At 36.6% G+C, this 26,008-nt stretch carries 23 protein-coding genes; 18 read left to right on the top strand and 5 right to left on the bottom strand.

The window, feature by feature from the left end:
• The first annotated feature begins 215 nt into the window (after positions 1–215).
• Positions 216–2,954: a DNA polymerase I gene (gene polA / locus ACMUMK_RS17685; protein WP_414702483.1), complete on the top strand. Its 2,739-nt coding sequence runs from the start codon at positions 216–218 to the stop codon at positions 2,952–2,954.
• A 244-nt stretch (positions 2,955–3,198) separates the two neighbouring features.
• Here polA and yihA read toward each other — a convergent pair whose 3' ends face one another.
• On the bottom strand, positions 3,199–3,834 hold the full coding sequence (gene yihA, locus ACMUMK_RS17680; RefSeq protein ID WP_414702482.1) for a ribosome biogenesis GTP-binding protein YihA/YsxC: 636 nt from the start codon (positions 3,832–3,834) through the stop codon (positions 3,199–3,201).
• Positions 3,835–3,994: 160 nt separating this feature from the next.
• Here yihA and ACMUMK_RS17675 point away from each other — a divergent pair, with 160 nt between their 5' ends.
• From ACMUMK_RS17675 to ACMUMK_RS17650, 6 genes are all read left to right on the top strand, one after another.
• A complete protein-coding gene (locus tag ACMUMK_RS17675; RefSeq protein WP_414702481.1) occupies positions 3,995–4,618 on the top strand; it encodes a c-type cytochrome in 624 nt (207 codons plus the stop codon).
• Between the two features lie 341 nt (positions 4,619–4,959).
• Entirely contained in the window at positions 4,960–5,472 is a 513-nt protein-coding gene (gene yihI, locus ACMUMK_RS17670; protein ID WP_414702480.1) for a Der GTPase-activating protein YihI, read from the top strand.
• A gap of 18 nt (positions 5,473–5,490) precedes the next feature.
• Complete coding sequence (locus tag ACMUMK_RS17665; RefSeq protein WP_414702479.1) at positions 5,491–5,937, top strand: DUF2489 domain-containing protein; 447 nt, start codon at positions 5,491–5,493, stop codon at positions 5,935–5,937.
• Between the two features lie 152 nt (positions 5,938–6,089).
• Positions 6,090–6,995 (top strand): glycine--tRNA ligase subunit alpha, encoded by a 906-nt coding sequence (glyQ, locus tag ACMUMK_RS17660; protein ID WP_414702478.1) that lies wholly within the window; start codon positions 6,090–6,092, stop codon positions 6,993–6,995.
• A gap of 2 nt (positions 6,996–6,997) precedes the next feature.
• Entirely contained in the window at positions 6,998–9,067 is a 2,070-nt protein-coding gene (gene glyS, locus ACMUMK_RS17655) for a glycine--tRNA ligase subunit beta (protein ID WP_414702477.1), read from the top strand.
• A gap of 30 nt (positions 9,068–9,097) precedes the next feature.
• Complete coding sequence (locus ACMUMK_RS17650) at positions 9,098–9,541, top strand: hypothetical protein (protein ID WP_414702476.1); 444 nt, start codon at positions 9,098–9,100, stop codon at positions 9,539–9,541.
• Positions 9,542–9,610: 69 nt separating this feature from the next.
• On the opposite strand, the gene gyrB is transcribed toward ACMUMK_RS17650, so the two are convergent.
• The 4 genes from gyrB to dnaA are packed head-to-tail and all read right to left on the bottom strand — an operon-like array spanning position 9,611 to position 15,704.
• Positions 9,611–12,031, bottom strand: coding sequence for a DNA topoisomerase (ATP-hydrolyzing) subunit B (gyrB, locus tag ACMUMK_RS17645; RefSeq protein ID WP_414702475.1), 2,421 nt, complete (start codon positions 12,029–12,031; stop codon positions 9,611–9,613).
• 4 nt (positions 12,032–12,035) lie between these two features.
• Positions 12,036–13,133, bottom strand: a complete 1,098-nt coding sequence (gene recF / locus ACMUMK_RS17640) for a DNA replication/repair protein RecF (protein WP_414702474.1) — start codon at positions 13,131–13,133, stop codon at positions 12,036–12,038.
• A 46-nt stretch (positions 13,134–13,179) separates the two neighbouring features.
• Positions 13,180–14,283: a DNA polymerase III subunit beta gene (gene dnaN, locus ACMUMK_RS17635; protein WP_414702473.1), complete on the bottom strand. Its 1,104-nt coding sequence runs from the start codon at positions 14,281–14,283 to the stop codon at positions 13,180–13,182.
• 17 nt (positions 14,284–14,300) lie between these two features.
• Positions 14,301–15,704, bottom strand: a complete 1,404-nt coding sequence (dnaA, locus tag ACMUMK_RS17630) for a chromosomal replication initiator protein DnaA (RefSeq protein ID WP_414702472.1) — start codon at positions 15,702–15,704, stop codon at positions 14,301–14,303.
• Positions 15,705–16,255: 551 nt separating this feature from the next.
• Here dnaA and rpmH point away from each other — a divergent pair.
• The 11 genes from rpmH (at position 16,256) to rsmG (ending at position 25,998) form a co-directional block, all read left to right on the top strand.
• Positions 16,256–16,390: a 50S ribosomal protein L34 gene (gene rpmH, locus ACMUMK_RS17625; RefSeq protein WP_007615483.1), complete on the top strand. Its 135-nt coding sequence runs from the start codon at positions 16,256–16,258 to the stop codon at positions 16,388–16,390.
• 9 nt (positions 16,391–16,399) lie between these two features.
• Positions 16,400–16,762 carry a ribonuclease P protein component gene (gene rnpA / locus ACMUMK_RS17620; protein WP_414702471.1) on the top strand — a complete coding sequence of 121 codons (363 nt, stop codon included), beginning with the start codon at positions 16,400–16,402 and terminating at the stop codon, positions 16,760–16,762.
• Complete coding sequence (gene yidD, locus ACMUMK_RS17615) at positions 16,723–16,971, top strand: membrane protein insertion efficiency factor YidD (RefSeq protein WP_414702470.1); 249 nt, start codon at positions 16,723–16,725, stop codon at positions 16,969–16,971. The genes rnpA and yidD overlap by 40 nt, the downstream gene beginning before the upstream one ends.
• A 127-nt stretch (positions 16,972–17,098) precedes the next feature.
• Positions 17,099–18,730, top strand: coding sequence for a membrane protein insertase YidC (gene yidC / locus ACMUMK_RS17610; RefSeq protein ID WP_414702469.1), 1,632 nt, complete (start codon positions 17,099–17,101; stop codon positions 18,728–18,730).
• A 103-nt stretch (positions 18,731–18,833) separates the two neighbouring features.
• Positions 18,834–19,316: a YajQ family cyclic di-GMP-binding protein gene (locus tag ACMUMK_RS17605; protein WP_414702468.1), complete on the top strand. Its 483-nt coding sequence runs from the start codon at positions 18,834–18,836 to the stop codon at positions 19,314–19,316.
• Positions 19,317–19,323: 7 nt separating this feature from the next.
• On the top strand, positions 19,324–20,706 hold the full coding sequence (gene mnmE / locus ACMUMK_RS17600) for a tRNA uridine-5-carboxymethylaminomethyl(34) synthesis GTPase MnmE (RefSeq protein WP_414702467.1): 1,383 nt from the start codon (positions 19,324–19,326) through the stop codon (positions 20,704–20,706).
• Between the two features lie 103 nt (positions 20,707–20,809).
• Positions 20,810–21,256 carry an FMN-binding protein MioC gene (gene mioC / locus ACMUMK_RS17595; protein ID WP_414702466.1) on the top strand — a complete coding sequence of 149 codons (447 nt, stop codon included), beginning with the start codon at positions 20,810–20,812 and terminating at the stop codon, positions 21,254–21,256.
• Positions 21,257–21,268: 12 nt separating this feature from the next.
• The gene (locus ACMUMK_RS17590; protein WP_414702465.1) at positions 21,269–21,922 is read left to right on the top strand and encodes a DnaT-like ssDNA-binding domain-containing protein; all 654 of its coding nucleotides are present in this window, start codon (positions 21,269–21,271) and stop codon (positions 21,920–21,922) included.
• Between the two features lie 30 nt (positions 21,923–21,952).
• Complete coding sequence (locus ACMUMK_RS17585) at positions 21,953–22,777, top strand: ATP-binding protein (protein WP_414702464.1); 825 nt, start codon at positions 21,953–21,955, stop codon at positions 22,775–22,777.
• A gap of 651 nt (positions 22,778–23,428) precedes the next feature.
• A complete protein-coding gene (gene mnmG / locus ACMUMK_RS17580) occupies positions 23,429–25,342 on the top strand; it encodes a tRNA uridine-5-carboxymethylaminomethyl(34) synthesis enzyme MnmG (RefSeq protein ID WP_414702463.1) in 1,914 nt (637 codons plus the stop codon).
• Complete coding sequence (gene rsmG, locus ACMUMK_RS17575; RefSeq protein WP_414702462.1) at positions 25,342–25,998, top strand: 16S rRNA (guanine(527)-N(7))-methyltransferase RsmG; 657 nt, start codon at positions 25,342–25,344, stop codon at positions 25,996–25,998. The genes mnmG and rsmG overlap by 1 nt, the downstream gene beginning before the upstream one ends.
• Positions 25,999–26,008: the final 10 nt, after the last annotated feature.

Below are 26,008 nucleotides of genomic sequence, written 5' to 3'. Positions count from 1 at the left end.
CATTAGATTACTATATTTTATTAGAGTAAACATAACTCTTAACATATTGTATAATAAAGAATTACTTCTTCATCATCACATATAGAAACATTTACACAGCACTCATTATCTACATAGTTATCCACAGTCACGTGCAATATAATATATCTAGATGAACTTCTTTACATATGACACCCTTTATCTATCAAGTAAACAAACTCTAACAGGCTTTATACATGACAAACTCAATCCAAAACTTATCAGAACCTCTTATCTTGGTTGATGGTTCATCTTATCTATTTAGGGCATATCATGTACCTTATTTACAGGCATTGAGCACGTCATACGGACAACCTACAGGCGCCATTACTGGGGTCTTAAATATGATAAAAAGCCTTCAAAAAAGTTATCCTACTGGAAATATAGTGGTGATATTCGATGCTAAGGGTAAAACATTTAGAAATGACATGTATCCAGATTACAAGGCCAATAGACCACCTATGCCTGACGATCTCAGAACGCAAATAGAGCCTTTACATAGAATAATAGAAGCAATGGGTCTTCCACTATTAGTGATAGATGGTGTCGAAGCAGATGATGTAATCGGTACCCTTGCCCACCAAGCTTCTGAATTAAAAATAGAAACCATTATATCTACCGGTGATAAAGACATGGCTCAACTTGTCACACCCCACGTTCGTCTAATCAATACTATGACCAACGTTGAGATGGACGAAGCAGGTGTAATAGAAAAATTTGGGGTTCGTCCAAATCAAATCATAGATTACTTAGCCTTGATGGGAGATAAAGTAGATAACATACCTGGTGTGAATAAATGCGGTCCCAAAACAGCAGCTAAGTGGCTAAATGAGCATTCATCTTTAGAAGAAGTGATAGCCAATGCAGATAAAGTTAAAGGCAAAATTGGAGAGTATTTAAGAGAGGCAATCGAGTTTTTGCCTCTATCCTACAAGTTAGCGACAATTAAGCTTGATGTTAAACTTACGCAGAGTCTCAATGATTTAAAACCTTTGCCACAAAAAGATAACGACTTAATTGAGCTAGCCAACAAGTATGAACTAAAACGTTTACTTTCTGAGATAACCCAAAAAACTCCACCACCTAAAGCAATCTCCGATAACGATGATGAAACAAGCATCCATAACGAGAATTATCAAACAGTATTCACACAAGAAGCACTGGATACTTGGCTAAAGAAAATTAGCTCTTCTCCCCTTTTCGCCTTTGATACTGAAACCACAAGCTTAAACTATATGGATGCAGAATTAGTTGGCGTATCCATGTGTATTGCAGAAGGTGAAGCAGCCTATATTCCCTTTGCCCATGACTACCCTGACGCCCCAGACCAATTAAATAGAGAGTCTGTATTAAGTGCGCTGAAGCCCATTTTAGAAGACAAGTCCATTAAGAAAGTAGGACAGCATTTAAAGTTTGATAAAAACGTACTGGCTAACTATGACATAGACCTACAAGGCATTGCGTTTGACACTATGCTTGAATCCTATGTTTTAAATAGTGTTGGCTCTAAGCATAATATGGACAGCTTAGCCGAGACCTACCTTGATAAAACAACCATTCACTTTGAAGATATTGCAGGTAAAGGCAGTAAACAGTTAACGTTTAATCAAATTTCGATAGACAAAGCCGCCCCTTATGCAGCAGAAGATGCCGATATAACCTTTAGGTTACACAATAAAATTTGGGGACAGCTATCTACCGAACAAGAGCTTAAAGAAGTATTTGAAAGTATCGAATTACCATTGATTCCAGTATTAGCAAGAATGGAACAATTTGGTGTACTTATTAATAGTCAAAACTTAGCTCAACAAAGCCAAGATATCGCGATGCGAGTTCTTGAGATAGAAAAAGATGTATATGACCTAGCTGGAGAAGAGTTTAATTTAGGTTCCACAAAGCAACTTCAAGAAATTTTATTCAATAAGTTGAAATTACCTGTCCTTAAAAAAACACCAAAAGGCGCCCCCTCAACTGCGGAAGAAGTACTACAAGAATTAGCGAATAGTTACCCTCTTCCTAAATTACTAATGGAGTATAGAGGCTTAAGTAAGCTGAAAAACACCTACACAGACAAGTTGCCTAAGATGATAAACCCACGAACGGGTCGTGTGCACACCTCTTATCATCAAGCAATAACAGCAACAGGAAGGCTATCTTCGACAGATCCTAACTTACAGAATATTCCAATCCGTACACCTGAAGGAAGACGTGTAAGACAAGCGTTTATAGCAAGAGATACATACAAGATTGTAGCTGCAGATTATTCACAAATTGAATTACGTATCATGGCACATCTATCTGGTGATAAGGGCTTACTCAACGCTTTTGCATCAGGAAAAGATATCCATACTGCAACAGCATCTGAAGTATTTAGCACCCCATTAGAAGAAGTTACGGTAGAACAGCGTCGTAACGCCAAAGCTATTAATTTTGGACTAATTTACGGTATGTCAGCCTTTGGGCTTTCACGACAACTAAATATTTCACGACAAGATGCCCAAAGATACATGGATTTGTACTTTGAAAGATACCCTGGGGTATTAACTTACATGGAAGACACTCGAGTATTAGTTAAAGAAAAAGGGTATGTATCCACTGTATTTGGAAGGCGTCTTTATTTGCCAGAAATAAATGCCAGTAACGGTATGCGACGCAAAGGAGCTGAAAGAGCAGCAATTAATGCTCCTATGCAAGGCACAGCAGCGGATATCATTAAAAAGGCAATGATAGTCGTTGATAACTGGATTCAAGCCCTTCCAAACGATGATATTAGAATGATAATGCAAGTCCACGACGAGCTCGTATTTGAAATTGCAGAGCATAAAATTGCAGAGTATCAACCTAAAATTATCACTTTAATGGAACAGGCAGTATCACTAAATGTTCCACTTGTTGTTGAAGCGGGTATAGGCGATAACTGGGACGAAGCCCATTAATCGTACAGAAGGTTCAATTTGTCGATTAAACTAATAATGTACTTGGTTTATCAGATTATTTTTTATAATATTCGCCCGTAGGGTACAGAGGTCTGATAAGTCTTACCTTTGTTTGAACCTCGGCTTATGCCGAGGTTTTTTTTATTTACAACAAGCGATTGTTACTTTACTAACTCTGCAAACTAGAAACACTACTTTTAGATAAAGTCATTTTTCATTTGTACCAATCTTTTTAGGCTCAAGCCTATAGCTCTTGATTCAAATGACTCTCTTGAGATCTTTTATCTTCATAACCGTACCAAGCATCAAGTTTTTGCTGAAGCTTATCTAAGCCAATACCATTCATCGAAGAAAAAACTTCAACGCTTACATCACCACAAAATGCCATTGCAGCCTCTCTCGCCATCAACAACTGACTTTTTCGCTTTCCAGATTTAAGCTTGTCAGCTTTGGTGAGCAAAGCTAAAACAGGTAAGTCCGCTGCTACAGCCCAATAAATTAACTCTTGGTCAAGATCTTTAAATGGGTGGCGAATATCCATAAGTACCACTAAGCCCTTTATACTATTTCTCTTCTGTAAATATTCACCTAAAGACTTTTGCCACTTCTTTTTGATTTCTAATGGCACTTGAGCATAACCATATCCAGGCAAATCAACTAATCTTCTACCTTCATCTAATGAAAACACGTTGATAAGCTGAGTTCGACCTGGAGTCTTACTTGTTCTAGCTAAGTTTTTTTGTCTCGTTAATTTATTCAACGCACTCGACTTCCCAGCATTAGATCGTCCGGCAAAGGCTATTTCTATTCCTTCATCAGGCCCCAAGTGGGTAATGTCTGGGGCGCTAATACTAAACGTTGCTTGATTATAATGACTCACTTTGACTCCAAATTTGTCTTGCGACCGGCAGTTTTTGTTAATTTCCACAATTATATCAGGGAAAAGGTGAATGAATTTATTTTACTAACGCTGTAAATGTGTAAAATACCCAGCTAAGGTTTAATAAGAACCCACTAATCAAATGTTTAAAGAGAAAATAATGAAAAATCTTGGTCTTCTATTATGTTTATTTGTTGGTTTTAGTACCAGTGCTTTAGCACAGGGTGATGCTGAACAAGGTAAAAATAAATCTGCTGTATGTGCTGCTTGTCACGGTATGGATGGTAATAGCGCTATAGCTATGAATCCTAAATTAGCAGGACAACACACTAAGTATTTAGTTAAACAATTGAAAGAATTTAAGCTAGCCGCACAAAGCGGTGGTGCTGAAGGACGTAACAATGCAGTCATGAACGGTATGGCAGTTGGCTTATCCGAACAAGACATTGAAGATTTAGCTGCTTATTTCTCTAGCCAAGAGTCAACACCTGGTGAAGCTGCAGAAGACATAATAGATGCAGGAAGAAAAATCTATATTAGTGGTGACTTAGATCGCGGAATTACAGCTTGTATCGCTTGTCATGGCCCGAGAGGTAACGGTACTAGTTTGTCTGGCTTCCCAGATATTAGCGGACAACATGCTGAATATATTGCAACTCAACTTAAAGCATTTCGTTCTGGAGAGCGAGCAAACTCTTTAAATGGAATGATGGCAGATATTGCTAAAAAAATGACTGATGAAGAGATTGAGATTATTTCAAGCTACGTATCTGGCTTGCATTAAGAGATTATATTACGTTTTATTATCCTATTAGTTAGTTGAACACTTAAACCTAAATGTAAATTATTTGTAAACTTTTATTCTTTCTGTATGCTTTAGCAAAAATAAAGCATCAAGGACGGTCAATAATTAGTGACTTCGATAATAAAAGTTATAAACGAAGGCAATTAGGATTTACCATGTTTAGGAAGAACAATAATGGGAGAAGTGTCGAATGACACTCATATTCTAAAAGCGATAGCGACCCTATCGCTTTTTTTCTATCATAATTTCACTCTTGTCACCCCGTCTAGCCAAAACTAAGGTAGAATCACGCCAATTATTAAGAGTTAAATGGGTGTGTTATGCCAAGGCAAAAGAAATCTCGAAAAGTGGGCCAGATTGGAACCCCTAAAACCACAACTAACGTAAGAAAACCAACAGAAAAGCGAATTAAAAAGCCAAAAGGGAAACCCGCTGGAACTCGTAATAGTGAGGTTATTATTTCAAAAGATAGTGGAAAGCTCCATGTTTCTAAAGATCCCAGGCACGGTAGTAAAAAGCCAATTCAATTAGTTGAAGTTAAAAGTGCACCAAAAGCAGCTCCAAAAGCTAAAATAAGAAGCTTCTCTCCTGCACAAGAACTCGCAGAGCTTGAGCAAGATGTTAAGCTTTCCATACTATTGGAAAAGGAAGAAACAGGCACAAAGATTACTCGAGAAGAGCAACAATACATGAACGAAAAGCTAGCGAGGCACAAAGTATTGTGCGAATTGCTAGGCTTAACCGATGATGAAAATGAAAAGACCAACAATGAAAATTCATCGAACTTATATAATGATTTAGATGCTTTTAACATTGATGACTTTAAAGATTAAGATTACAAAACCAAACCTATGATTTATCTATTATTGATTAGTGCTTTAGTAATTATTGCTGGGCTTGCATTTTATGCAGGCTCACTTTTGTTTAAGCTAAAAGCCCAAACACTACAAAAAGAAAAAACCACCCAAAAGAGGGTTGAAAATATAGTAGAAAGTATACAAACCATTGCTCTAGCTATCGAACAGCAACAATGTAACCTTTCTGAAGGATGTATAAGATTAACCCACTTATTAGAATGCCTACCAATTGCAGATAAGCCTGACTTTAAGGCACAGTACCCTGGTCTCTATGAACTTTATGCTGCTGTTGAACATCTACCAACCCACGAAAAAAGAAAAGCCCAGTCTAAACAGGAAACCTGGAAACAGGATTTATTTAGAGAAGAAATTGAAGCTAAGTTATCCTCAAAAATAATGGCCGAAGTATCGAGCTTAAGCAAGTTCACCTTAAAAAGCTGATCACCGGCCCATTTTCATCCTTAAACTTTGTTGATCCCCCTCTATAAACAAGCCTAAAGCATTATTAATCGCCTTTAGTGGTACATTGAATGTTCTACTAAAGGTATACTTACAGATGTTTTTTTAATTTATTGATGGTACGGCAGAGGCAAATGCAGAAGTTTGATTGTAAAACATTCCAAGGGCTAATTTTAGCACTTCAAGATTATTGGGCTCGACAAGGCTGTGTAATAATTCAGCCTTTAGATATGGAAGTTGGAGCTGGTACATTCCATCCAATGACTTTTTTACGTTCAATAGGCCCAGAGCCAATTAGTAGTGCTTATGTACAACCATGTCGACGCCCTACAGATGGACGTTATGGCGAAAACCCTAATAGACTTCAACACTATTACCAATTTCAAGTTATGTTGAAGCCATCTCCAGACAATATTCAAGAACTCTACTTGGGTTCACTTAAGGAGCTTGGGTTTGATCCATTAGTACATGATATTAGGTTTGTTGAAGATAATTGGGAGTCACCAACACTAGGAGCATGGGGACTTGGATGGGAAGTATGGCTAAACGGAATGGAAGTAACACAGTTTACTTACTTTCAACAAGTTGGTGGCCTTGAGTGCTCTCCTGTTACAGGAGAAATCACATATGGTTTAGAGCGCCTAGCCATGTATATCCAAGGTGTTGATAGTATCTATGATCTTGTGTGGACTGATGGGCCCATGGGTAAAGTAACCTATGGAGATGTGTTTCATCAAAATGAAGTTGAACAATCTACCTATAACTTTGAATTTGCAGATGTAGACGCTTTGTTTACTACTTTTGATCAATGTGAAAAAGACAGCCAAAAACTAATTGAAGCAAATCTACCTTTGCCTGCCTATGAGCAAGTAATGAAAGCTTCACATGCATTTAACCTGCTAGATGCAAGACATGCAATATCAGTTACCGAACGCCAGCGCTATATATTAAGAGTACGCTCGCTATCAAAAGCCTGCGCTGAAGCTTATTACCAAGCTAGAGAGAGTCTTGGCTTTCCAATGTGTAAGAAGGAGAAGTAGCCATGCGCATAGATAATTTATTAGTAGAAATTGGAACTGAAGAGTTACCTCCCAAATCCTTATCTAAATTAGCAACAGCCTTTAAAAACAACCTTGAAGGTTTATTAATTGAAAACGATATTAAGTTTGAACAAATTATTTGGTATGCATCTCCAAGGCGACTTGCCGTAAAAGTCACAGACGTTAATGAATATCAAGCTGATAAAATGATTGAAAAACGCGGACCTGCAATAAAAGCAGCATTTGATGCAGAAGGTAACCCAACAAAAGCTGCACAGGGTTGGGCTAGGTCTAATGGAATTGAAGTAAAAGATGCAGAAACACTTAAGACTGATAAAGGTGAGTGGTTACTATTTAAAGCAGACGTTAAAGGGCAAGCAATTCACACCCTAATAACTGATTTAGTAGAAAAAGCTCTTAAAGCACTACCTATACCAAAAGCGATGCGCTGGGGTTCAACAAATACTCAGTTCATTCGTCCAATTCATACTTTTACAATGTTATATGGCAGTGAGTTAATAGAGGGCTCTGTATTAGGAATTAAATCCTCCAGAAATATTCAAGGGCATAGGTTTCACTCCACAGGTAAAATTACACTAGATTCAGCTGATAACTACATTAAGTTATTAGAAGAAAACTATGTTATGGCTGACTTTCAAGCTCGTAAAGAACGCGTATTAGAATCAGTTGAAGAAGTAGCAGCAAAAGAAAATGGTGTAGCAGATATTAATGAAGAACTATTAGATGAAGTTACTTCATTGGTAGAGTGGCCTGTTGCCTTATCAGCAAATTTTGAAGATTCTTTTCTGGACGTCCCTAAAGAAGCATTAATATATACAATGAAAGATGACCAAAAATATTTTCCATTGTTAGACACTGATGGAAAACTAAAATCTACATTTGTATTTGTTACTAATATCGAAAGCAAAGACCCTCAAGTAATAATTAGCGGTAACGAAAAAGTGATACGCCCTAGGCTTGCTGATGCTGAGTTTTTCTTCAATACAGATAAAAAGAATTCATTAGAGTCTCGTCTCGAAAGTTTAAAAACCATTATTTTTCAGAAGCAACTTGGTACGGTTTACGAGAAGAGTCAGCGTATAGCTCAGTTAGCAGAAACTATCGCTACAACGCTTAATTTGGAAGACCCCAAATTAGCATTTAGAGCAGGTTTATTAAGTAAAACCGACCTAATGACAAATATGGTTATGGAATTTCCAGACGTCCAAGGTGTAATGGGTATGCATTACGCTAGACAAGATGGAGAGCAAGAACTAGTCGCACTTGCTCTAAATGAACAATATATGCCTAGATTTGCCGGAGATAACTTACCTACTTCTAAGATAAGTATGTGTGTTGCACTGGCAGATAAAATAGATACTTTGGTAGGTATTTTTGGAATTGGGCAAACACCTAAAGGCGATAAAGACCCCTTTGCACTTCGTCGTGCATCTATTGGTGTACTAAGAATTATAGTAGAAAATGATCTACCACTAGATTTAGTTACCTTGATAGAAGCTTCTATTTTGACCTTTGGCGACAAAATTGAGACTTCAAATCTATGTGAATCTGTAGTCGATTTTATTCTCGCAAGATTTAAAGCTTGGTATGCTGAGCAAGGAATTGCTTCTGAGGTAGTTCAAGCTGTTGCAGTTAACCGCCCTACTCGACCAGCAGATTTTGCAGCACGAGTCGAAGCAGTTAAAGCCTTTAATACCTTAGAATCTGCAGAAGCACTAGCAGCAGCAAATAAACGTGTAGCAAACATACTTACAAAGAACCCTGTTGACTCTAACAAGCCTCTAAGTAAGGAGTTATTAACTGAACCTTCAGAGATTACTTTAGTCGATAGTTTAGAAGCAATAGAAGCGAAGATACAGCCCCTATTAGCAGAGTCTAATTATAAGGCAACCCTTACTCATTTAGCAGAGCTCAGAGAGCCTATAGACTCTTTCTTTGATAATGTAATGGTTATGGCAGAAGATGAGTCAGTAAGAACAAATCGATTGGCATTGTTAGCTAGACTAAGAGGTTTATTTTTAAGTTGTGCAGATATTTCTGTATTAAATTAAAGCCAAACTAAGCGTAAAGTGATGGTAAATATGAATAATATTAGAGTAGGCATTTCAAGCATTGTTCTGAGTCTACTAATTAGTGGATGTGCGACAAATGTTATTGAAGAGTTTGCACAAGACAAAGGTTACGACCAGCTATATTTGAGAGGGGTCTTTTCTTGGTGGGAAGCAGATGAGCAATATAAGCTTCAAGAAATTGCCGACCAAGTATATGCAACCCGTATTGATTTAATTGCCGACGGTCAACCTTATGACTTTAAATTCGCAGACGAAAACTGGACACCTGGTTTAAACTGCGGTTATGCCAGCAATTCTAATATTGTAGTTAAAGTTGGATCTCGTAACAGAGCTAATTGCGAATCTACTGACAATAATTTTATATTTACACCAACGGAAACAGGTACGTTTGAGTTTTCAATAGATTTTAGCGGCTTTGGCTCGCCAAGGGTAAGCGTTAGAAAAGTTGATTAACTTTTTGATTTTTAAGTAAAAAAGCCGCTTATAAAGCGGCTTTTTTTATATGTAAACGATAATTAGAAACTACACGTCTAAGTTAGCAACTTTTAATGCATTCTCATCAATAAACGCTCTTCTAGGTTCAACTTGGTCACCCATTAATGTAGTAAATAGTTGGTCTGCTCCAATTGCATCTTCAATTTTAACTTGCAACATTCTACGAGACGTTGGATCCATTGTGGTTTCCCATAACTGCCCAGGGTTCATCTCTCCTAACCCTTTGTATCTTTGTATATATTGACCACGCTTTGACTCAGCCATTAGCCAGTCTAAAGCATCAACAAAACTAGTAACAGGCTTAGTCTTCTCACCACGTTTAACATAACCAGAAGGCTCTATAATACCGTTTATAGCTAAGTTTAATTCTTTGATACGCTTATATTCGTTAGACTCTAAAAACTCTTTATCAAGTTTATATTCGGTATCTATACCGTGTAATCTAATTATTATGGCAACGTACCAATTACTTCTTTCTGAATCATGACGTACCTCAAAAGAATAGCTCGCGCCATCTACTTCATCATTAGTTAAAGCTTCAGTAAAGTCTTTAGCAAACCCAATTAATTTTTGCTCATCATTTACATCGGCTGCTTCTAATGTGCTGCTATATATCAATTTATTTAAGATAACTTCAGGCATTAACCTACTAATTCGAGTGATCATAGCTACTGTATCTTGATATAACTTTACTAAGTTCTCTAAAGCAACACCTGTAATACTCGGTGCATCTTCATTTACATGAAGTGAGGCATTGTCTAACGCAATAGAAGTTAGGTACTTAGTTAAAGACTCATCATCTTTTAAGTACTGCTCTTGTTTACCTTTCTTAGTTTTATACAAAGGAGGTTGAGCTATATAAATATATCCTCTTTCTATAATCTCTGGCATTTGACGATAAAAGAAAGTTAACAACAAGGTCCTGATATGCGATCCATCAACATCAGCATCTGTCATTATGATTATTCTATGATAACGAAGCTTTTCTGGGTCGTACTCATCTCTACCAATACCACAACCAAGAGCGGTAATTAAGGTTGCCACCTCTTGAGACGATAGCATTTTATCAAAACGAGCTTTTTCAACGTTTAGGATTTTACCTTTCAAAGGCAAGATTGCTTGGTTTTTACGATTTCTTCCCTGCTTAGCTGAACCGCCAGCAGAGTCCCCTTCCACTATATATAGTTCGGATAATCCGGGATCTTTTTCTTGGCAATCCGCAAGCTTACCTGGTAACCCAGCTAAGTCTAACGCTCCTTTTCTTCGCGTCATTTCTCTCGCTTTTCTAGCAGCCTCACGAGCTCTAGCTGCATCAATAATCTTACCTACAATGATTTTACTATCAGCAGGATTTTCTAATAGAAACTCCTGTAGTTTCTCACCCATTACAGTTTCCACTGCAGGCCGTACTTCCGAAGATACAAGCTTGTCTTTTGTTTGTGAAGAAAATTTCGGGTCTGGTACTTTTACTGAAATAATAGCTGTAAGCCCTTCTCTAGCATCATCACCGCTCGTGCTAGTCTTTGACTTCTTAGCCATACCTTCTTTATCCATGAAGCTATTAAGAGTACGAGTTAGTGCGCCTCTAAAGCCTGCTAAATGGCTACCTCCATCTTTTTGAGGGATATTATTGGTAAAACAAAAAACGTTCTCTTGGAAGCTATCGTTCCATTGCATAGCAACTTCTACAGAGATCCCATCATCACGGCTTGATTCAAAGTAGAATACTTTTTGATGTATAGGTGTTTTGTTTTGATTTAAGTATTCTATAAATGCCGTTATACCACCTTCGTATTCAAAACGATCAACTTTACCATCACGTTCATCTTCAAGAATGATGCAAACACCTGAGTTTAAAAATGATAATTCACGAAGTTTCTTAGCTAGAATATCGTAATGAAATTCAACGTTGGTAAAAGTTTCTTCACTTGGCCAAAAACGAATGCTTGTACCAGATGTTGTAGAATCACCTATAATTGCTAACGGTGCTTGCGGTTCACCATGATGATAATCTTGTTCATGAAGCTTACCACCACGTCTAATTTGTATTTGAAGCTTCTTAGATAAGGCGTTAACAACAGATACACCAACACCATGTAAACCACCAGATACCTTGTAAGAATTATCATCAAACTTACCACCGGCATGTAAAACAGTCATGATAACCTCAGCAGCTGAGACTCCTTCCTCTTCATGAATTTCTGTCGGAATTCCACGGCCGTCATCTTTTACCGAAACTGAACCATCAATATGAATCTTCACATTTATACTGGAACAATGACCAGCTAGAGCTTCATCTATCGAGTTATCAACAACTTCAAAAACCATATGATGAAGACCCGTTCCATCATCGGTATCACCTATATACATCCCAGGTCTTTTTCTAACTGCATCTAGTCCTTTTAGGACCTTGATACTAGACGAATCATAAACATTTTCTTCTGCCATTAATTTAAATCTCCTCTCTCACATGACCATGTTCCACGTGAAACACTGTTTTATCATTATAATTTTTTACGAAGTCCAACTGTTTAGTGTCAATCGCCGTAACAAATAATTGTGTATTTGACTTTACTAACTTTGATACAAATATTGATCTCTTAGCTTCATCTAACTCTGCGCCAATATCATCTAACAGAAATATCGACGCTCTTTTAGTCTTAGTTTGTAAAAATAATGTTTGAGCTAATTGCATACTGGCAACTAACATTCTTAGTTGCCCTCTGGAAAGAACCTCATGGGCACTTGTTCCATCAATTTTAACTCTCAAATCTGCCTTATGGGGGCCAACACTAACAAAACCATTTCGTCTGTCTTTAACACTGTTTTTAGCTATACATTGTTCTAATGTAAGTTCTTTTTCCCATCCCCTATAATACGAAATTTCGAAACAAAACTCAGGTAAAAAGTCAGTTAATATCGAATAAATCATAGGTATTAGGCCGTCAGTCAGTATATTGTGACGCTGGTCTGTAATTGTATTGCTTTGCTTACAGAACAAGTCAATCCAATATCCATCATCTGGCTGAGTATTTTGATTCTGCTTATAGATAGCGTTAAGCTGCTTTAAGCTTTTTGAAAAAATAGAAGCTTCTAAATTGAAGTTATGTTCCACGTGAAACAATAACCAATCAAGGTAACGCCTTCTTAACTTTGGAGCACCCAAAAGTAAATCAGAGCTTTGTGGGGTAAAAATTTGAATAGGTAAACAACTAACAAGATCAGATGCCTTCTTTGACTTAACGCCATTTATATTAACTACGCAGGTATCATCTCTAGCTCGACTAATACCTAGTTTGTTAACGGTACCACCTTCTTCTTCATTTACACTTGAACAATAAACAGTAAAGCTATCTTTATTATTCTGAATTACGTTTTTGTGTTTTGATGTTCTAAAGGATCGGGCAAAACCTAAATAATGAAGAGCTTCCAAAATTGAAGATTTGCCGCTTCCGTTTTCCCCAATAAAAACATTTAAATTTTTATTGGGGCGAAAAGACAAACTATCTAAATTTCTAAAGTCACTTATCTGGACCCTATCTAGTTTCATAGACCTAGATACGTCTTAAGGAAAAAGTATAAAATAAAATCTAAACCTAAAGTCTCATTGGCATAATGACATAAAGTGCCGAATCATCTTCTGCATTTTCTAACAAGGCGCTACTATTTGAGTCTGCCAATGTAATGCGAATATTTTCACAACTTAAACCATTCATCACATCTATTAAATACGCCACATTAAAACCTATCTCTAAATTATCACCCTGATAATCTACATCAACGATTTCTTCAGCTTCCTCTTGCTCTGGATTATTAGCTGTAATCTTTAGTTCGCCATTAGATAGATTTAAGCGTACACCTTTAAATTTTTCATTAGATAATATTGATGCCCTAGAGAATGCCTGCTTTAACACATCCTTACTAGATTCAATTTTTTTATCACCATCTCTAGGTAAAACTCGACGATAATCTGGAAACCTTCCATCTACTAATTTACTAGTGAAAATAAAGTCGGTTGAAAATATACGAATATGGTTAGTGCCTACTTGAACCTTAACTTGTTTTTCGTCATCTTCAATAAGTCTAATAATCTCTAGAACACCTTTACGAGGAATAATAACTTGACGACTTGGTAAGGTTGCATTTTCGTATGATAAGCGGCACAGAGCTAACCTATGTCCATCTGTAGCTACTGTACGGATAAGATTATCTTCTGTTTCTAAAGACATGCCATTTAAGTAATAACGAACATCTTGTTGAGCCATACAAAAGTGAGTGCTGTCGATAAGGTGTTTTAAATCAGATTGTGAAATTTCAAACTCAAGTTCACCTTGCCAATCTTCTAGGTTTGGATAATCTTCTGCAGACAAAGTAGATAAGCTATATTTGCTTCTACCCGACCGTAATATCGCTTTATTACCATCTAGACTAAAATCGATAGTACTACCTTCAGCCAAACCACGGCATATATCAAAAAGCTTTTTAGCGGGTACAGTAATTTCACCCTCAACAAAATCATCTGTAAGCGTGACATTTGAAATAAGTTCAACTTCTAGATCCGTACCAGTCAACCATAGTGAGTTATCACTAACCTTAATAAGCACATTTGATAAAATAGGTAATGTATGGCGACGTTCTACCGCGCCTGAAACCAATTGAAGGGGTTGTAAAAAGTTTTCCCTGCTAATACTAAATTTCATTTTCTACTCGTAATTTTTTAAGAAGATAGTGTACGAATTAAGTTCTGATAGTCTTCTTTTATATCATGACTTTCTTCCCTTAGCTGTACTATTTTTCGACATGCATGTAGTACCGTGGTGTGATCTCTGCCACCGAAGGCATCCCCTATCTCTGGTAAACTACGATTAGTCAATTCTTTAGCTAAAGCCATGGCCATTTGCCTAGGCCTAGCTACACTGCGACTACGACGCTTAGACAAAATATCAGCCATTTTAATTTTATAATATTCAGCGACCGTCTTCTGAATATTATCAATAGTGACCAGTTTTTCTTGTAAGGCAAGTAAATCTCTCAATGCTTCCCTAACAAAATCTATGGTGATTGGTCTACCAGTAAAGTTAGCATTCGCAATTACACGGTTTAATGCTCCTTCTAACTCCCTAACATTCGACCTAAGCCGCTTTGCTATGAAAAACGCAACCTCATCTGGTAAAAATATTTTATTCTCTACTGCTTTACGCATCAAAATAGCAACACGAGTTTCTAATTCTGGAGGTTCAATTGCAATTGTTAATCCCCAGCCAAAACGTGACTTCAATCTGTCTTCAACACCTGTTATTTCTTTAGGATAACGATCAGAGGTTAAAATAATTTGTTGATTGCCTTCTAACAAGGCATTAAAGGTATGAAAAAATTCTTCTTGAGAGCGCTCTTTATTTGCAAAAAATTGAATATCATCAATTAATAAAGCATCAACAGATCTATAATAACGTTTGAACTCTTCTATCGCATTATTCTGCAGCGCCTTTACCATATCCTGAACAAAACGTTCCGATTGCATATATACCACTGTAGCATCTTTCTTATTATCAATAATTCCGTTACCAACAGCATGCAATAAGTGAGTCTTACCTAAACCTGTACCACCATATATAAACAAGGGGTTATAAGCACCACCAGGGTTATCAGCAACTTGTTGCGACGCAGCTCTAGCTAACTGGTTAGATTTACCTTCAACAAAATTATTAAACTTATATGTAAGATTAATATTACTTTTATGGGCTGGGGTTACGGTAGAAGCTGGCGCCGAGTTATGACTGGCTAAAGAAGCTACAGCAGCTGACTTTTCATTTTTAATAACTGGTGAGCTTGAAGCAGCTGGAGCTTTCGGAGTACTTTTTGATATTGAATTTCCACCAATATCAACACGCTTCACTTCAAACCTCAGTTGAGGTGGCTTGTTGCCACAAAACTCAGATAATAACTGTGTAATTTGAACAAAATATTTGTCCCTCACCCAATCGAGCACAAAACGATTCGGAGCAAATAAAGTAAGGTATTCATCATTCAAATCTGCTTGGAGTGGTCTTATCCACATGCTGAACTGTTGAATAGGTAAATCTTGCTGTAACCTATCTAGGCACTGATTCCATATAGACATTAAAAAAAACTACTCCGACCTTAATTATAAAGGCTTTAAACAAGAAAGACGTAAAAAACGAATTAACTACTGATTATTAAATTAAAATTTTAGTGAAGAAAATAAGAGGTTTCACCAAACTAGCTGTGAATTATCTCGCTAAACACCACCACAAGGCAACAAGCATTTTAAAAAAAATTAGTTTAAACACTTAAATCCTTATATTTATTTACTTTAAAGCAATATTTTTTGTTACTAACATCATTAAAAATTCAACTATAACTTTAATTAGAAGGGATTTTTAGGCTTTCGAAAACCAGATTATGCCAAAAAAATAGTGACTACTGTGGATAAATCATAGAAAGGGGAAAACTTATTAAAATAACCCCATACTATAGCGGTATAAAATAGAGAAAAGGTGCTTTAAAATTAAATTACGTCACTGAGTCACTTATTAATTGACAAAGGTCTAAGTGATCTCTATTATTCAGCGTCATTTTTGAGCACAGGCATACCTAAATAAGGTAATCTCTATGTTCATTTTGTTTAACCTTATGTAACGGGACTAGGTCATGAAAAGAACTTTTCAACCAAGCAACTTAAAGCGTAAGCGTTCACACGGTTTTCGTGCCCGTATGGCGACTAAAAATGGCCGTAAGGTCATAGCAAATCGTCGTGCTAAAGGCCGTGCTCGTTTATCAGCTTAATTATCCAAGGTGGGTGAAAATAATTTTTCTAGGGAGTTAAGGCTACTTACTCCCACCCACTTTGAATATGTTTTCAATAATGCAATTCCTGCGGTTTCTCCCCAACTTACCCTACTAGCTAGATATAACGAATCAAATAATCCTCGTCTAGGCATTACTTTATCTAAAAAAAGAGTTAAATACGCCCATGATAGAAATCGAATTAAACGATTAATTCGAGAGAGTTTTCGTTTACAGCGTCATTCGTTACCAAATATTGATATAGTTGTAGTCGGTAAAAGTGGCTTAGATAAATTATCAAATAAAGAACTGTTTTCCCTACTCGAAAAACTATGGAAAAAATTAGCATTACGTTGCGAAAAATCCCAATAGGTTTTATTAAACTTTATCAAAAATTTATTTCACCTATGTTGGGGCCTACATGCCGTTTTCATCCTAGTTGTTCTTATTATGCGATTGACGCAATAAAAGAACACGGATTTATCAAAGGTAGTTGGTTAAGCATTAAACGCATATTAAAATGCCATCCTTTGCATGATGGTGGCTATGACCCAGTACCTGAGAAAAAAAGAAATAAATAATGAATTTTACACAACTGCCCTTATAAAGAGCAGGTAATAAATAAAATAGTAATATCGCCGTGATTTAATATTTTCAATGGAAGCAATTAAATCGCCCACATAATTTAGCAGTTAATTAGAGTACTTTATGGAATCTCAACGTAGTTTTTTGTTTATTGGCCTAGCTATGGTCGGCTTTCTATTATGGCAACAATGGCAAGTAGATTATGGCCCTCAGCCTCCTGAACCTGTAAATAACACTCAGGAAACTTATTCTGCCACCAATAATGGCTCAACTGATATTCCAGTAGCCTCAGTAGACGGACAAAGCATTCAAGCTATCAATCAAGCATCAGGAAAAATTATATCCGTTGTAACAGATACCTTAGTACTGAATATAGATACGCAAGGTGGCGATGTTGTTTCAGCTAACCTTGCTAAATATCCGCTAGAACAAGGCTCCACAGAATTATATAGCCTACTTAGACCAAGCGGAGATAAATTGTTTATCGCTCAAAGTGGATTAATTGGTCAAGACGGTGTTGATGCTAAAGGTCGACCAACCTATATCACTCCACAAGAAGAGTACACATTAACGTCAGACACTTTGACTGTACCATTAAGCCTAGTAACATCAGATGGAATGAAGGTAACCAAAAACTTCATTTTTACAAAAGGTAGTCACAAAATAGATGTTAGCTACATAATTGAGAACAACACAAATGTTCCTAAGCAAATGCAGCAATTCGGCCAGTTAAAGCAAAGTATGCTTGAACAAGAAAGCAGTATGTTCATGCCTGTATATCGAGGCGGAGCTTACTCAACTGAAGAAGATCGTTACGAAAAATACTCTTTCGACGATATGACAGACTCAAACCTTAGAGAAACAACAAAAGCTGGATGGGCAGCAATGATAGAACACTATTTTGTCTCGGCTTGGGTTCCTCCTCAAGAACAAACAAATAAACTATTCAGTACTATCAAACAAAATACTAACGCTGTTATTGGTTTTACAGGCGAATCTGTAACCGTACAACCTGGTGAAACTGCACAAATTACCAGTGCCCTTTACCTTGGGCCAAAAGACCAAGACACATTAATTACAATAGCTAGAGGCTTAGATTTAACTGTTGACTATGGTTTCCTTTGGTTTATTTCAAAATATCTTTTTGCTCTTCTTCAATTTATCCAAAGTATTGTTGGAAACTGGGGATTCTCAATAATAATTATCACTGTAATTGTTAAAGGTATGATGTATCCACTTACTAAGAAACAGTATGAATCAATGGCTAAGATGCGTGAGTTAAAGCCAAAAATGGATGCCTTAAAAGAACGTTGTGGTGATGATAAGCAAAAGCTTCAAAAAGGAATGATGGAGTTATACAAGAAAGATAAAGTTAACCCTATGGGTGGATGTTTTCCGCTGTTACTACAAATGCCAATATTCTTAGCATTGTATTGGGTATTGCTTGAAAGTGTTGAATTAAGGCATGCAGATTTCATATTCTGGATAACTGACTTAAGCGCTAAAGACCCATTCTTTGTGCTACCCATATTAACTGGTGCAAGCATGTACTTATTACAAAAACTACAACCAATGACTATGACTGACCCTATGCAACAGAAGATAATGCAATTTATGCCTGTGGCAATGAGTTTGTTCTTCTTTATATTCCCTGCAGGTTTAGTTTTATATTGGTTAGTGAGTAATATTATTACGTTAATCCAAGCTAAAATTATTTATGCATCAATGGAAAAACGTGGTCTAAAAACAAAATAATTCAATCTTGATGATTAGCCCGTTTTATTCCTATTTGGTCATATAAAACGGGCTTTTTTGTCTCTACAATAATATCCACATAACTTACATAAAAGGATACCCGATGCCTTCATTAGATATTGTTTCAGAAATCAACTTAGTTGAAGTAAAAAATGCTGTTGATAACGCTAGTAGAGAACTCAGTACGCGTTTTGATTTTCGTGGCGTAGATGCATCATTTGACTATGCCAATGAAGTCGTAACTTTAAAAGCTGAAGGGGATTTTCAGATTAAACAAATGATGGATATGCTACGCAGCGCTTGTGCTAAAAGAGGTGTAAGTAACGCAGCTCTAGACCCGCAAGATTCAGATGTCACAGGAAAGACACATAAAAAAGTAGTTAAGTTTATTCAAGGTATAGAACAACCTAATGCTAAGAAAATTATAAAACTGCTGAAAGAGTCAAAACTAAAAGTCCAAGCACAAATTCAAGAAGATAAAATTCGTGTAACAGGTAAAAAGCGTGATGATTTACAACAGGCTATGAGAATAGCAAAAGAAGCAGAACTCGATTTACCTCTTCAATTCACAAACTTTAGAGACTAATTACAGTATGAATGCAATTGGCTTTACGGAAGATAACGACACTATTATTGCGCAAGCTACAGCGCCAGGAAAAGGCGGTGTAGGAATAGTGAGAGTTTCCGGAAAATTAGCAGGTGAAGTAGCCACTGCTATGCTGGGTAAAATACCGAAAATACGTAAAGCCGAATACCTCCCCTTTTATGATGTAGACAAAAACATAATCGACCAAGGTATCGCGTTGTTTTTTAAAGCGCCAAACTCATTTACGGGTGAAGATGTACTTGAACTGCAAGGGCATGGCGGACAAGTAGTTTTAGATATGCTACTCAACAGCATTTTAAAAACATCAAATGTGCGTATTGCCAAGCCCGGGGAATTTAGTGAAAGAGCATTCTTAAACGATAAACTAGATTTAGCACAAGCTGAAGCAATTGCAGATTTAATAGACGCTAGTTCAGAGCAAGCAGCCAAAGGCGCTTTACGTTCACTCCAAGGAGAGTTCTCAAAACAAATCCATTCACTAGTAGAACAAGTAATTCATTTAAGAATGTATGTGGAAGCCGCTATTGATTTTCCTGACGAAGAAATAGACTTCTTAAGTGATGGCAAAATACAAACCGATTTAGATAATATTATTTCTTCTTTCGAAACTTTAAGGCAACAAACTAAGCAAGGCGCCCTATTGCGAGAAGGCATGCGCGTAGTTATAGCCGGGAAACCCAATGCAGGAAAATCTAGTCTATTAAACGCCCTCGCCGGTAAAAATGCAGCAATAGTTACAGATATAGCAGGTACCACCCGTGATGTGTTAAAAGAGCACATTCATATAGATGGCATGCCTTTACATATTATAGACACGGCGGGATTAAGAGATAGTCCAGACAAGGTTGAGAAAATAGGCATAGAAAGAGCTTGGCAAGAAATTAATCAAGCCGATCGTATTCTATTTATGCTTGATAGCACTGATTCACCAGAAACCCATCCAGCTAAAATTTGGCCAGAGTTCTATGAAAAGCTTCCTAAAAGCATAGGCTTAACAATAGTACGTAATAAAATTGACCTATCTAATGAGACTGACAATTTTGATAACAATGGCGAATATCCGGTAATTTCTTTATCTGCTAGCAAGCAGCAAGGAATTCACCATTTAACCAATCATCTTAAAGATTGTATTGGGTTCAATTCGGGTACAGAAGGTCAATTCATTGCTAGGCGACGTCATTTAGATGCGATAGACCGTGCATTTGAACACCTATATTTAGGTAAAGTACAACTGGAAGAACACTTAGCTGGCGAATTATTGGCAGAAGAACTAAGACTTACACAGCAGCATCTGAATGAAATAACCGGAGAATTTAGTTCAGACGATCTACTGACTAAGATATTTTCTTCTTTTTGTATTGGGAAATAACCCTCCTTATTAAATCGTAACAATATTAAGTAAAATTTATTTATGCTGATTTATTACCCACAAGGTACAATGCAAACAGACTAATAACATACGTAACCCTTAAATGGCAAAGTTCGAAATAATAGTAGGCAGTGTATTGGGCGCGACAGAATATGTTGCAGATGCAGTACAAGAAGTCTTATCAGATAGACAACACAGCAGTAATATTCATCTGACACCTGAGTTAGCTAATTTAGATGAAGAGGCAACTTGGATTATTTGCTCATCAACCCATGGTGCCGGTGATTTACCAGATAATATCCAACCTTTTGCAAATGAATTAACAGCAAAACATTTTCCAAAAACAAAATTTATTATTATCGGATTAGGTGATAGTAGTTATGACACCTTTTGTTATGGTGCTATACAATTAGAAACCTCAATGAAAAATGCTGGTGCTACATTACTATTACCCGCAATCCATATTGATGTTTTGAACCACCCTATTCCTGAAAATGCCGCCGTTGATTATTTAAATACCTACTTCAACAACCCAGATTTAAATGGGTAATTAACATAACTAATGGAATTTAATCAGGCAGAACAAACTGCCCTTCTTCAATCTCTAAGTAATGATGCCAGAACTTTATACATCTTGGGTATAAAGCCCACTGTTGATAAAAAAACAGGGGTAAGTGCACCTCTAAATTACAAAGCTTTTCTTTCAATGCTTAACGGGAAAGAACAAAAGTTCACACTCGGCAGGCAAATCAATAGTCTAATTAAAGAGCTACTCAATATCGGGCTTGTTAATTTTAATGAAGAAGTAGAGCTCAATCACAGCTTTAATGGTAAAACCCTAACATTACCTTTAACCACAATGAAAGTTGATGATTATACCAAGCTTCATATGAAATGGAGTAGTATGCACTTAGACTGGAAACCAAATGAAAATCTAGTTGCTGATTTAGCAAAACTAATTGGCCTAATTGAATATCAATATACAGACAATGAATTAGGTGACTTTATTGCATACTGGTTAGGCAGGCCAGAAGTACAATTTAGTGAATATCAATGGTCACAAAAATTTGTATTTAATTTGAAGAAAATGCGATTAGCTAATAACTTCAAAGGAGTACAAAAGATTGGTCAGCAATTGGTAACACCTAAAGCCGGTATCAGTGCTGATGAAAATGCTAAAAACTTGGTTGCAAAATATAGTAAAAATAACCTGTAAAATTAACTTTATTTCTAGGATTAAAAATTCGTGGACAGTATTCAAGACAAAATAAAACAGCTAGGTAAAGCTCTAGGGAGACAGCATGTTCCCGATAGTTATACTGACTATAAAAGTCTAAGAAGTGAATATGAAGCTTTAGCTAATAGAGACATTAGGTTAATTCAGCAACAAGGTAAAAAACAACGCATACAAGCTATTCAAGGACGTTCTGATCTTAATCCTAAGTGGACCTTTGAAAATTTAATAGAAGACAGTAGTGACGTCATAGAAGCAGTCAGTATCGCAAAATCGTTTATCGCTGCACATGAAGATCAGAACTGGCGTAGAAGTGGCTCTCATATGATGATTTTTTACGGTGACTACGGTCGCGGAAAATCGCATACAGCAGGTGCAATTGCCCACGAACTCATACAAAAATACGAAATATCTGTTTTATATCGCCAACTTTCTAGCTTGTTAGAATTACGATTTTTCTCATATGACTACAATGCAAAAGATGATGTAGGGCAAAAGTTTAGAGAAATTAATCAAGAACTATTGGACGTAGACTTACTTATACTCGATGAAGTATGTGTTAACGAAAGCAATTTAAAGAAAAATGCTCAAAGTTGGTTAGGCAATCTACTTAGACAACGTTTAGCTAATAACAAAAACTGTATATTAATCACCAACCATAATCTTGCTGAGTTAGAAACAGCCTTAGGTTCCTATTGCTTTGAATCAATAAAAGAATACGACACCTATAAAGTGAAATTTTCTGGGCCAAGCCGTCGTAAAGAAATAGTCCCAGCACAGCCTGAACCTCAAAGGCAACAATCAACATCTGGATATCAACCTAATCAAGTTAGATAAAAATTACACTTATAAAATAAAAACGGCGTTTAAAATGCCGTTTTTTTTTGGTTTAAATTTAAAGATTAACCTAGCTACCTAACTTATTTGTAGTTGAAAACATCAATTAAGCAGATAATTGAATTATTACTATTATAAATAGCTCAAACTATACATGAGATCTTATAATGTAGATCCAAGGATCGAAAAAAGGCTATTTATCTTTAAAGATCAAGATCTAACCAAAATTGAGCTGTTTTTTAGATCACAACTTATACACAGTTAGATCAAAACATATTAAGTATTGTGGGTAATTTTATGTATAACCCATGTAGAAATAAATTATATCCACTTAACAAAAAATATGAAAAACAGCCCTGTGGATAAAATGGCTATTTATACCCATATTATACCCGCTTATTAGAGCTTTATTAACATAGTTGATCTAACAATAACTAATTGATCAATAAGATAAATATACAGTTATTAACAGAAAAGCAGATCCTTAATAATAGTAATAATAAATTAAGATCTAAGAGATCTTATAAAGATTAAAGAGATCAAAATAAAAGATCTGAATGAATTTTAAGCATTTTACTTACGCAAAAATCTATATAGAATGTGCGCCCCGTTTTAAAGGGATAAAATGATCAACAGTGTTAGAGGAATACCATGTTTTATCAGCAAAATTTTGATGTAGTCGTAGTAGGTGGTGGCCATGCAGGTACAGAAGCAGCGTTAGCCTCTGCACGTATGGGAGCATCTACCCTATTACTCACACATAACATCGAAACTTTGGGTCAGATGTCATGTAACCCTGCTATTGGTGGAATTGGTAAAGGACATTTAGTAAAAGAAATCGATGCCCTAGGTGGCGTAATGGCTAAAGCGATCGATAAAGCTGGGATCCAATTTAGAACCCTAAACTCCAGTAAAGGTCCTGCTGTACGAGCAACCAGAGCACAAGCTGATCGTACCCTCTATAAAAACGAAATTAGAAACATCATTGAAAACCAAGAAAACTTGACCTTATTTCAACAGTCTTGCGATGATCTTATAGTTGAACAGGATCGCGTTGTCGGTGTAGTCACACAGATGGGTCTTAAATTCCGTGCTAAAGCTGTTGTAATCACCGTAGGAACGTTTTTAGGTGGAACAATACACATAGGCATGGAAAATTATAAAGGAGGCCGTGCAGGCGATCCTCCTTCGATCGCTTTAGCAGATCGCTTACGAGATTTACCCTTTAGAGTTGATCGTTTAAAAACTGGAACACCTGCTAGATTAGATGCTCGTACATTAAATTTTGATGCAATGCAGGTACAACATGGTGACACACCCATTCCTGTAGTTTCGTTTTTAGGTAAAGCCAGTGATCACCCTAAACAAGTTCCTTGTTACATTACTCACACTAACGAAAAAACCCATGACATTATTCGTGGTGGATTAGATAGATCCCCTATGTACACTGGTGTAATAGAAGGTATTGGTCCTCGTTATTGCCCATCTATAGAAGATAAAATACACCGTTTTGCAGATAAAAATTCACACCAAATATTTGTTGAACCAGAAGGTTTAAACAGTATTGAAGTTTACCCAAATGGTATTTCAACGAGCTTGCCGTTTGATGTTCAAATGAACTTAGTGCGCTCTATTGTAGGTTTTGAAAATGCCCATATTGTTCGCCCAGGTTATGCGATCGAATATGACTTTTTTGATCCAAGAGATCTAAAACAAACCCTAGAAACTAAATTCATTGATGGTTTGTTTTTCGCAGGCCAAATAAATGGAACAACAGGCTACGAAGAAGCTGGCGCACAAGGCTTGATAGCGGGTGCTAACGCAGCTTGTCAGGTACAACAAAAAGAAGAGTTTATCTTACGTCGAGACGAAGCCTATATCGGAGTATTGATCGATGATCTAGCGACTATGGGCACCAAAGAACCTTATCGAATGTTTACCAGTAGGGCTGAATACCGTCTATTGCTTAGAGAAGACAACGCAGATATTCGATTAACAGCGAAGGGACACAAAATAGGGTTAGTTGATGAAGTTCGTTGGAAAGCTTTCAATGAGAAACTAGAAGCAATTGAGCTTGAAAAACAGCGCCTGAAAACCACCTGGGTTCATCCAAAACATGAAGCTACAGCGGAATTAAATAAAATTCTTAAAAACCCAGTGACCAAAGAAAACTCGTTAGAAGATCTGATTAGACGTCCAGAAATGACCTACAAAACACTAATGAGTTTAAACACCTTTGGTACTGGTTTAGAAAATGAGCAAGCGGCTGAGCAAGTAGAAATACAAATCAAATACGCTGGTTATATCGAACGTCAAAAAGATGAAATCGCAAAAACCGTACGCAATGAAAATACACTTATTCCTAAAGATTTTGATTTTAGTCAAATATCAGGGTTAAGTAATGAAGTAGTAGCTAAGCTCAGTGACGCAAGACCAGAGACAATTGGTAAAGCAGGTAGGATATCAGGTATTACTCCTGCTGCAGTTTCACTACTCCTTGTTTATTTGAAAAAACACGGATTACTAGTGGGATCTAGCAATAACGAAAAGAAAGTCATAGCCTGATGAAAGAACAGCAAGTTTTACGTGGGGAACTACTCACCCTTTTACGAAAAAGCATTAAAAATACACTTTTAAATGTAAGTGAACAGCAACAAGAATTATTAATTGACTACATTTTAATGGTTAATAGATGGAATAAGGCTTTTAATTTGACCTCTATTCGAGAGCCAGAGAAAATGGTTATTAAGCATATTGTAGATTCGATTGTAGTCGCACCATATTTAGATAAAACCCACTATATTGATGTTGGAACTGGCCCTGGCTTACCAGGGATCCCGTTAGCAATTATGTGCCCAGACAAACATTTTGTTTTACTAGATAGCTTAGGAAAGCGTGTACGTTTTATGAAACAAGTGGCACACGAATTGGGAATTAAAAATATAGAACCTGTGCAATCAAGAGTTGAGGACTATATTCCAAACCATAAAATAGATGGAGTATTGAGCAGAGCTTTTGCATCATTAAAAGATATGTTGCACTGGTGCCAACATCTGGTAGATTCTCACGGGGTTTATCTTGCTTTAAAAGGTCAACTTCCTCTGGATGAGCTTGAAGAATTGCCTTCAGGTTTTACCTTACAAGAAACAATTAAGTTAGACGTTCCGGGCCTTGACGGTGAACGTCATATAGTCAAAATAATAAAACAACCATCAGATTAGATACTATTCA

The organism is Paraglaciecola sp. 2405UD69-4, assembly GCF_047525415.1.
Taxonomy (GTDB): Bacteria; Pseudomonadota; Gammaproteobacteria; order Enterobacterales; family Alteromonadaceae; genus Paraglaciecola.
Note: the sequence above shows the minus strand (reverse complement) of the source record. Positions and strands in the feature narration are given on the sequence as shown.

What these genes read in the sequence shown, in the direction of transcription:
- ACMUMK_RS17605 (WP_414702468.1), top strand. Translation starts at nt 18,834, where the DNA reads ATGCCTTCATTAGATATTGTTTCAGAAATCAACTTAGTTGAAGTAAAA.
- mnmG (WP_414702463.1), top strand. Translation starts at nt 23,429, where the DNA reads ATGTTTTATCAGCAAAATTTTGATGTAGTCGTAGTAGGTGGTGGCCAT.
- rpmH (WP_007615483.1), top strand. Translation starts at nt 16,256, where the DNA reads ATGAAAAGAACTTTTCAACCAAGCAACTTAAAGCGTAAGCGTTCACAC.
- yidD (WP_414702470.1), top strand. Translation starts at nt 16,723, where the DNA reads ATGGAAAAAATTAGCATTACGTTGCGAAAAATCCCAATAGGTTTTATT.
- ACMUMK_RS17590 (WP_414702465.1), top strand. Translation starts at nt 21,269, where the DNA reads ATGGAATTTAATCAGGCAGAACAAACTGCCCTTCTTCAATCTCTAAGT.
- mnmE (WP_414702467.1), top strand. Translation starts at nt 19,324, where the DNA reads ATGAATGCAATTGGCTTTACGGAAGATAACGACACTATTATTGCGCAA.
- glyQ (WP_414702478.1), top strand. Translation starts at nt 6,090, where the DNA reads ATGCAGAAGTTTGATTGTAAAACATTCCAAGGGCTAATTTTAGCACTT.
- mioC (WP_414702466.1), top strand. Translation starts at nt 20,810, where the DNA reads ATGGCAAAGTTCGAAATAATAGTAGGCAGTGTATTGGGCGCGACAGAA.
- dnaA (WP_414702472.1), bottom strand. Translation starts at nt 15,704, where the DNA reads ATGTCTATATGGAATCAGTGCCTAGATAGGTTACAGCAAGATTTACCT.
- ACMUMK_RS17665 (WP_414702479.1), top strand. Translation starts at nt 5,491, where the DNA reads ATGATTTATCTATTATTGATTAGTGCTTTAGTAATTATTGCTGGGCTT.
- recF (WP_414702474.1), bottom strand. Translation starts at nt 13,133, where the DNA reads ATGAAACTAGATAGGGTCCAGATAAGTGACTTTAGAAATTTAGATAGT.
- yidC (WP_414702469.1), top strand. Translation starts at nt 17,099, where the DNA reads ATGGAATCTCAACGTAGTTTTTTGTTTATTGGCCTAGCTATGGTCGGC.
- ACMUMK_RS17650 (WP_414702476.1), top strand. Translation starts at nt 9,098, where the DNA reads ATGAATAATATTAGAGTAGGCATTTCAAGCATTGTTCTGAGTCTACTA.
- polA (WP_414702483.1), top strand. Translation starts at nt 216, where the DNA reads ATGACAAACTCAATCCAAAACTTATCAGAACCTCTTATCTTGGTTGAT.
- ACMUMK_RS17675 (WP_414702481.1), top strand. Translation starts at nt 3,995, where the DNA reads ATGAAAAATCTTGGTCTTCTATTATGTTTATTTGTTGGTTTTAGTACC.
- glyS (WP_414702477.1), top strand. Translation starts at nt 6,998, where the DNA reads ATGCGCATAGATAATTTATTAGTAGAAATTGGAACTGAAGAGTTACCT.
- yihI (WP_414702480.1), top strand. Translation starts at nt 4,960, where the DNA reads ATGCCAAGGCAAAAGAAATCTCGAAAAGTGGGCCAGATTGGAACCCCT.
- dnaN (WP_414702473.1), bottom strand. Translation starts at nt 14,283, where the DNA reads ATGAAATTTAGTATTAGCAGGGAAAACTTTTTACAACCCCTTCAATTG.
- rsmG (WP_414702462.1), top strand. Translation starts at nt 25,342, where the DNA reads ATGAAAGAACAGCAAGTTTTACGTGGGGAACTACTCACCCTTTTACGA.
- gyrB (WP_414702475.1), bottom strand. Translation starts at nt 12,031, where the DNA reads ATGGCAGAAGAAAATGTTTATGATTCGTCTAGTATCAAGGTCCTAAAA.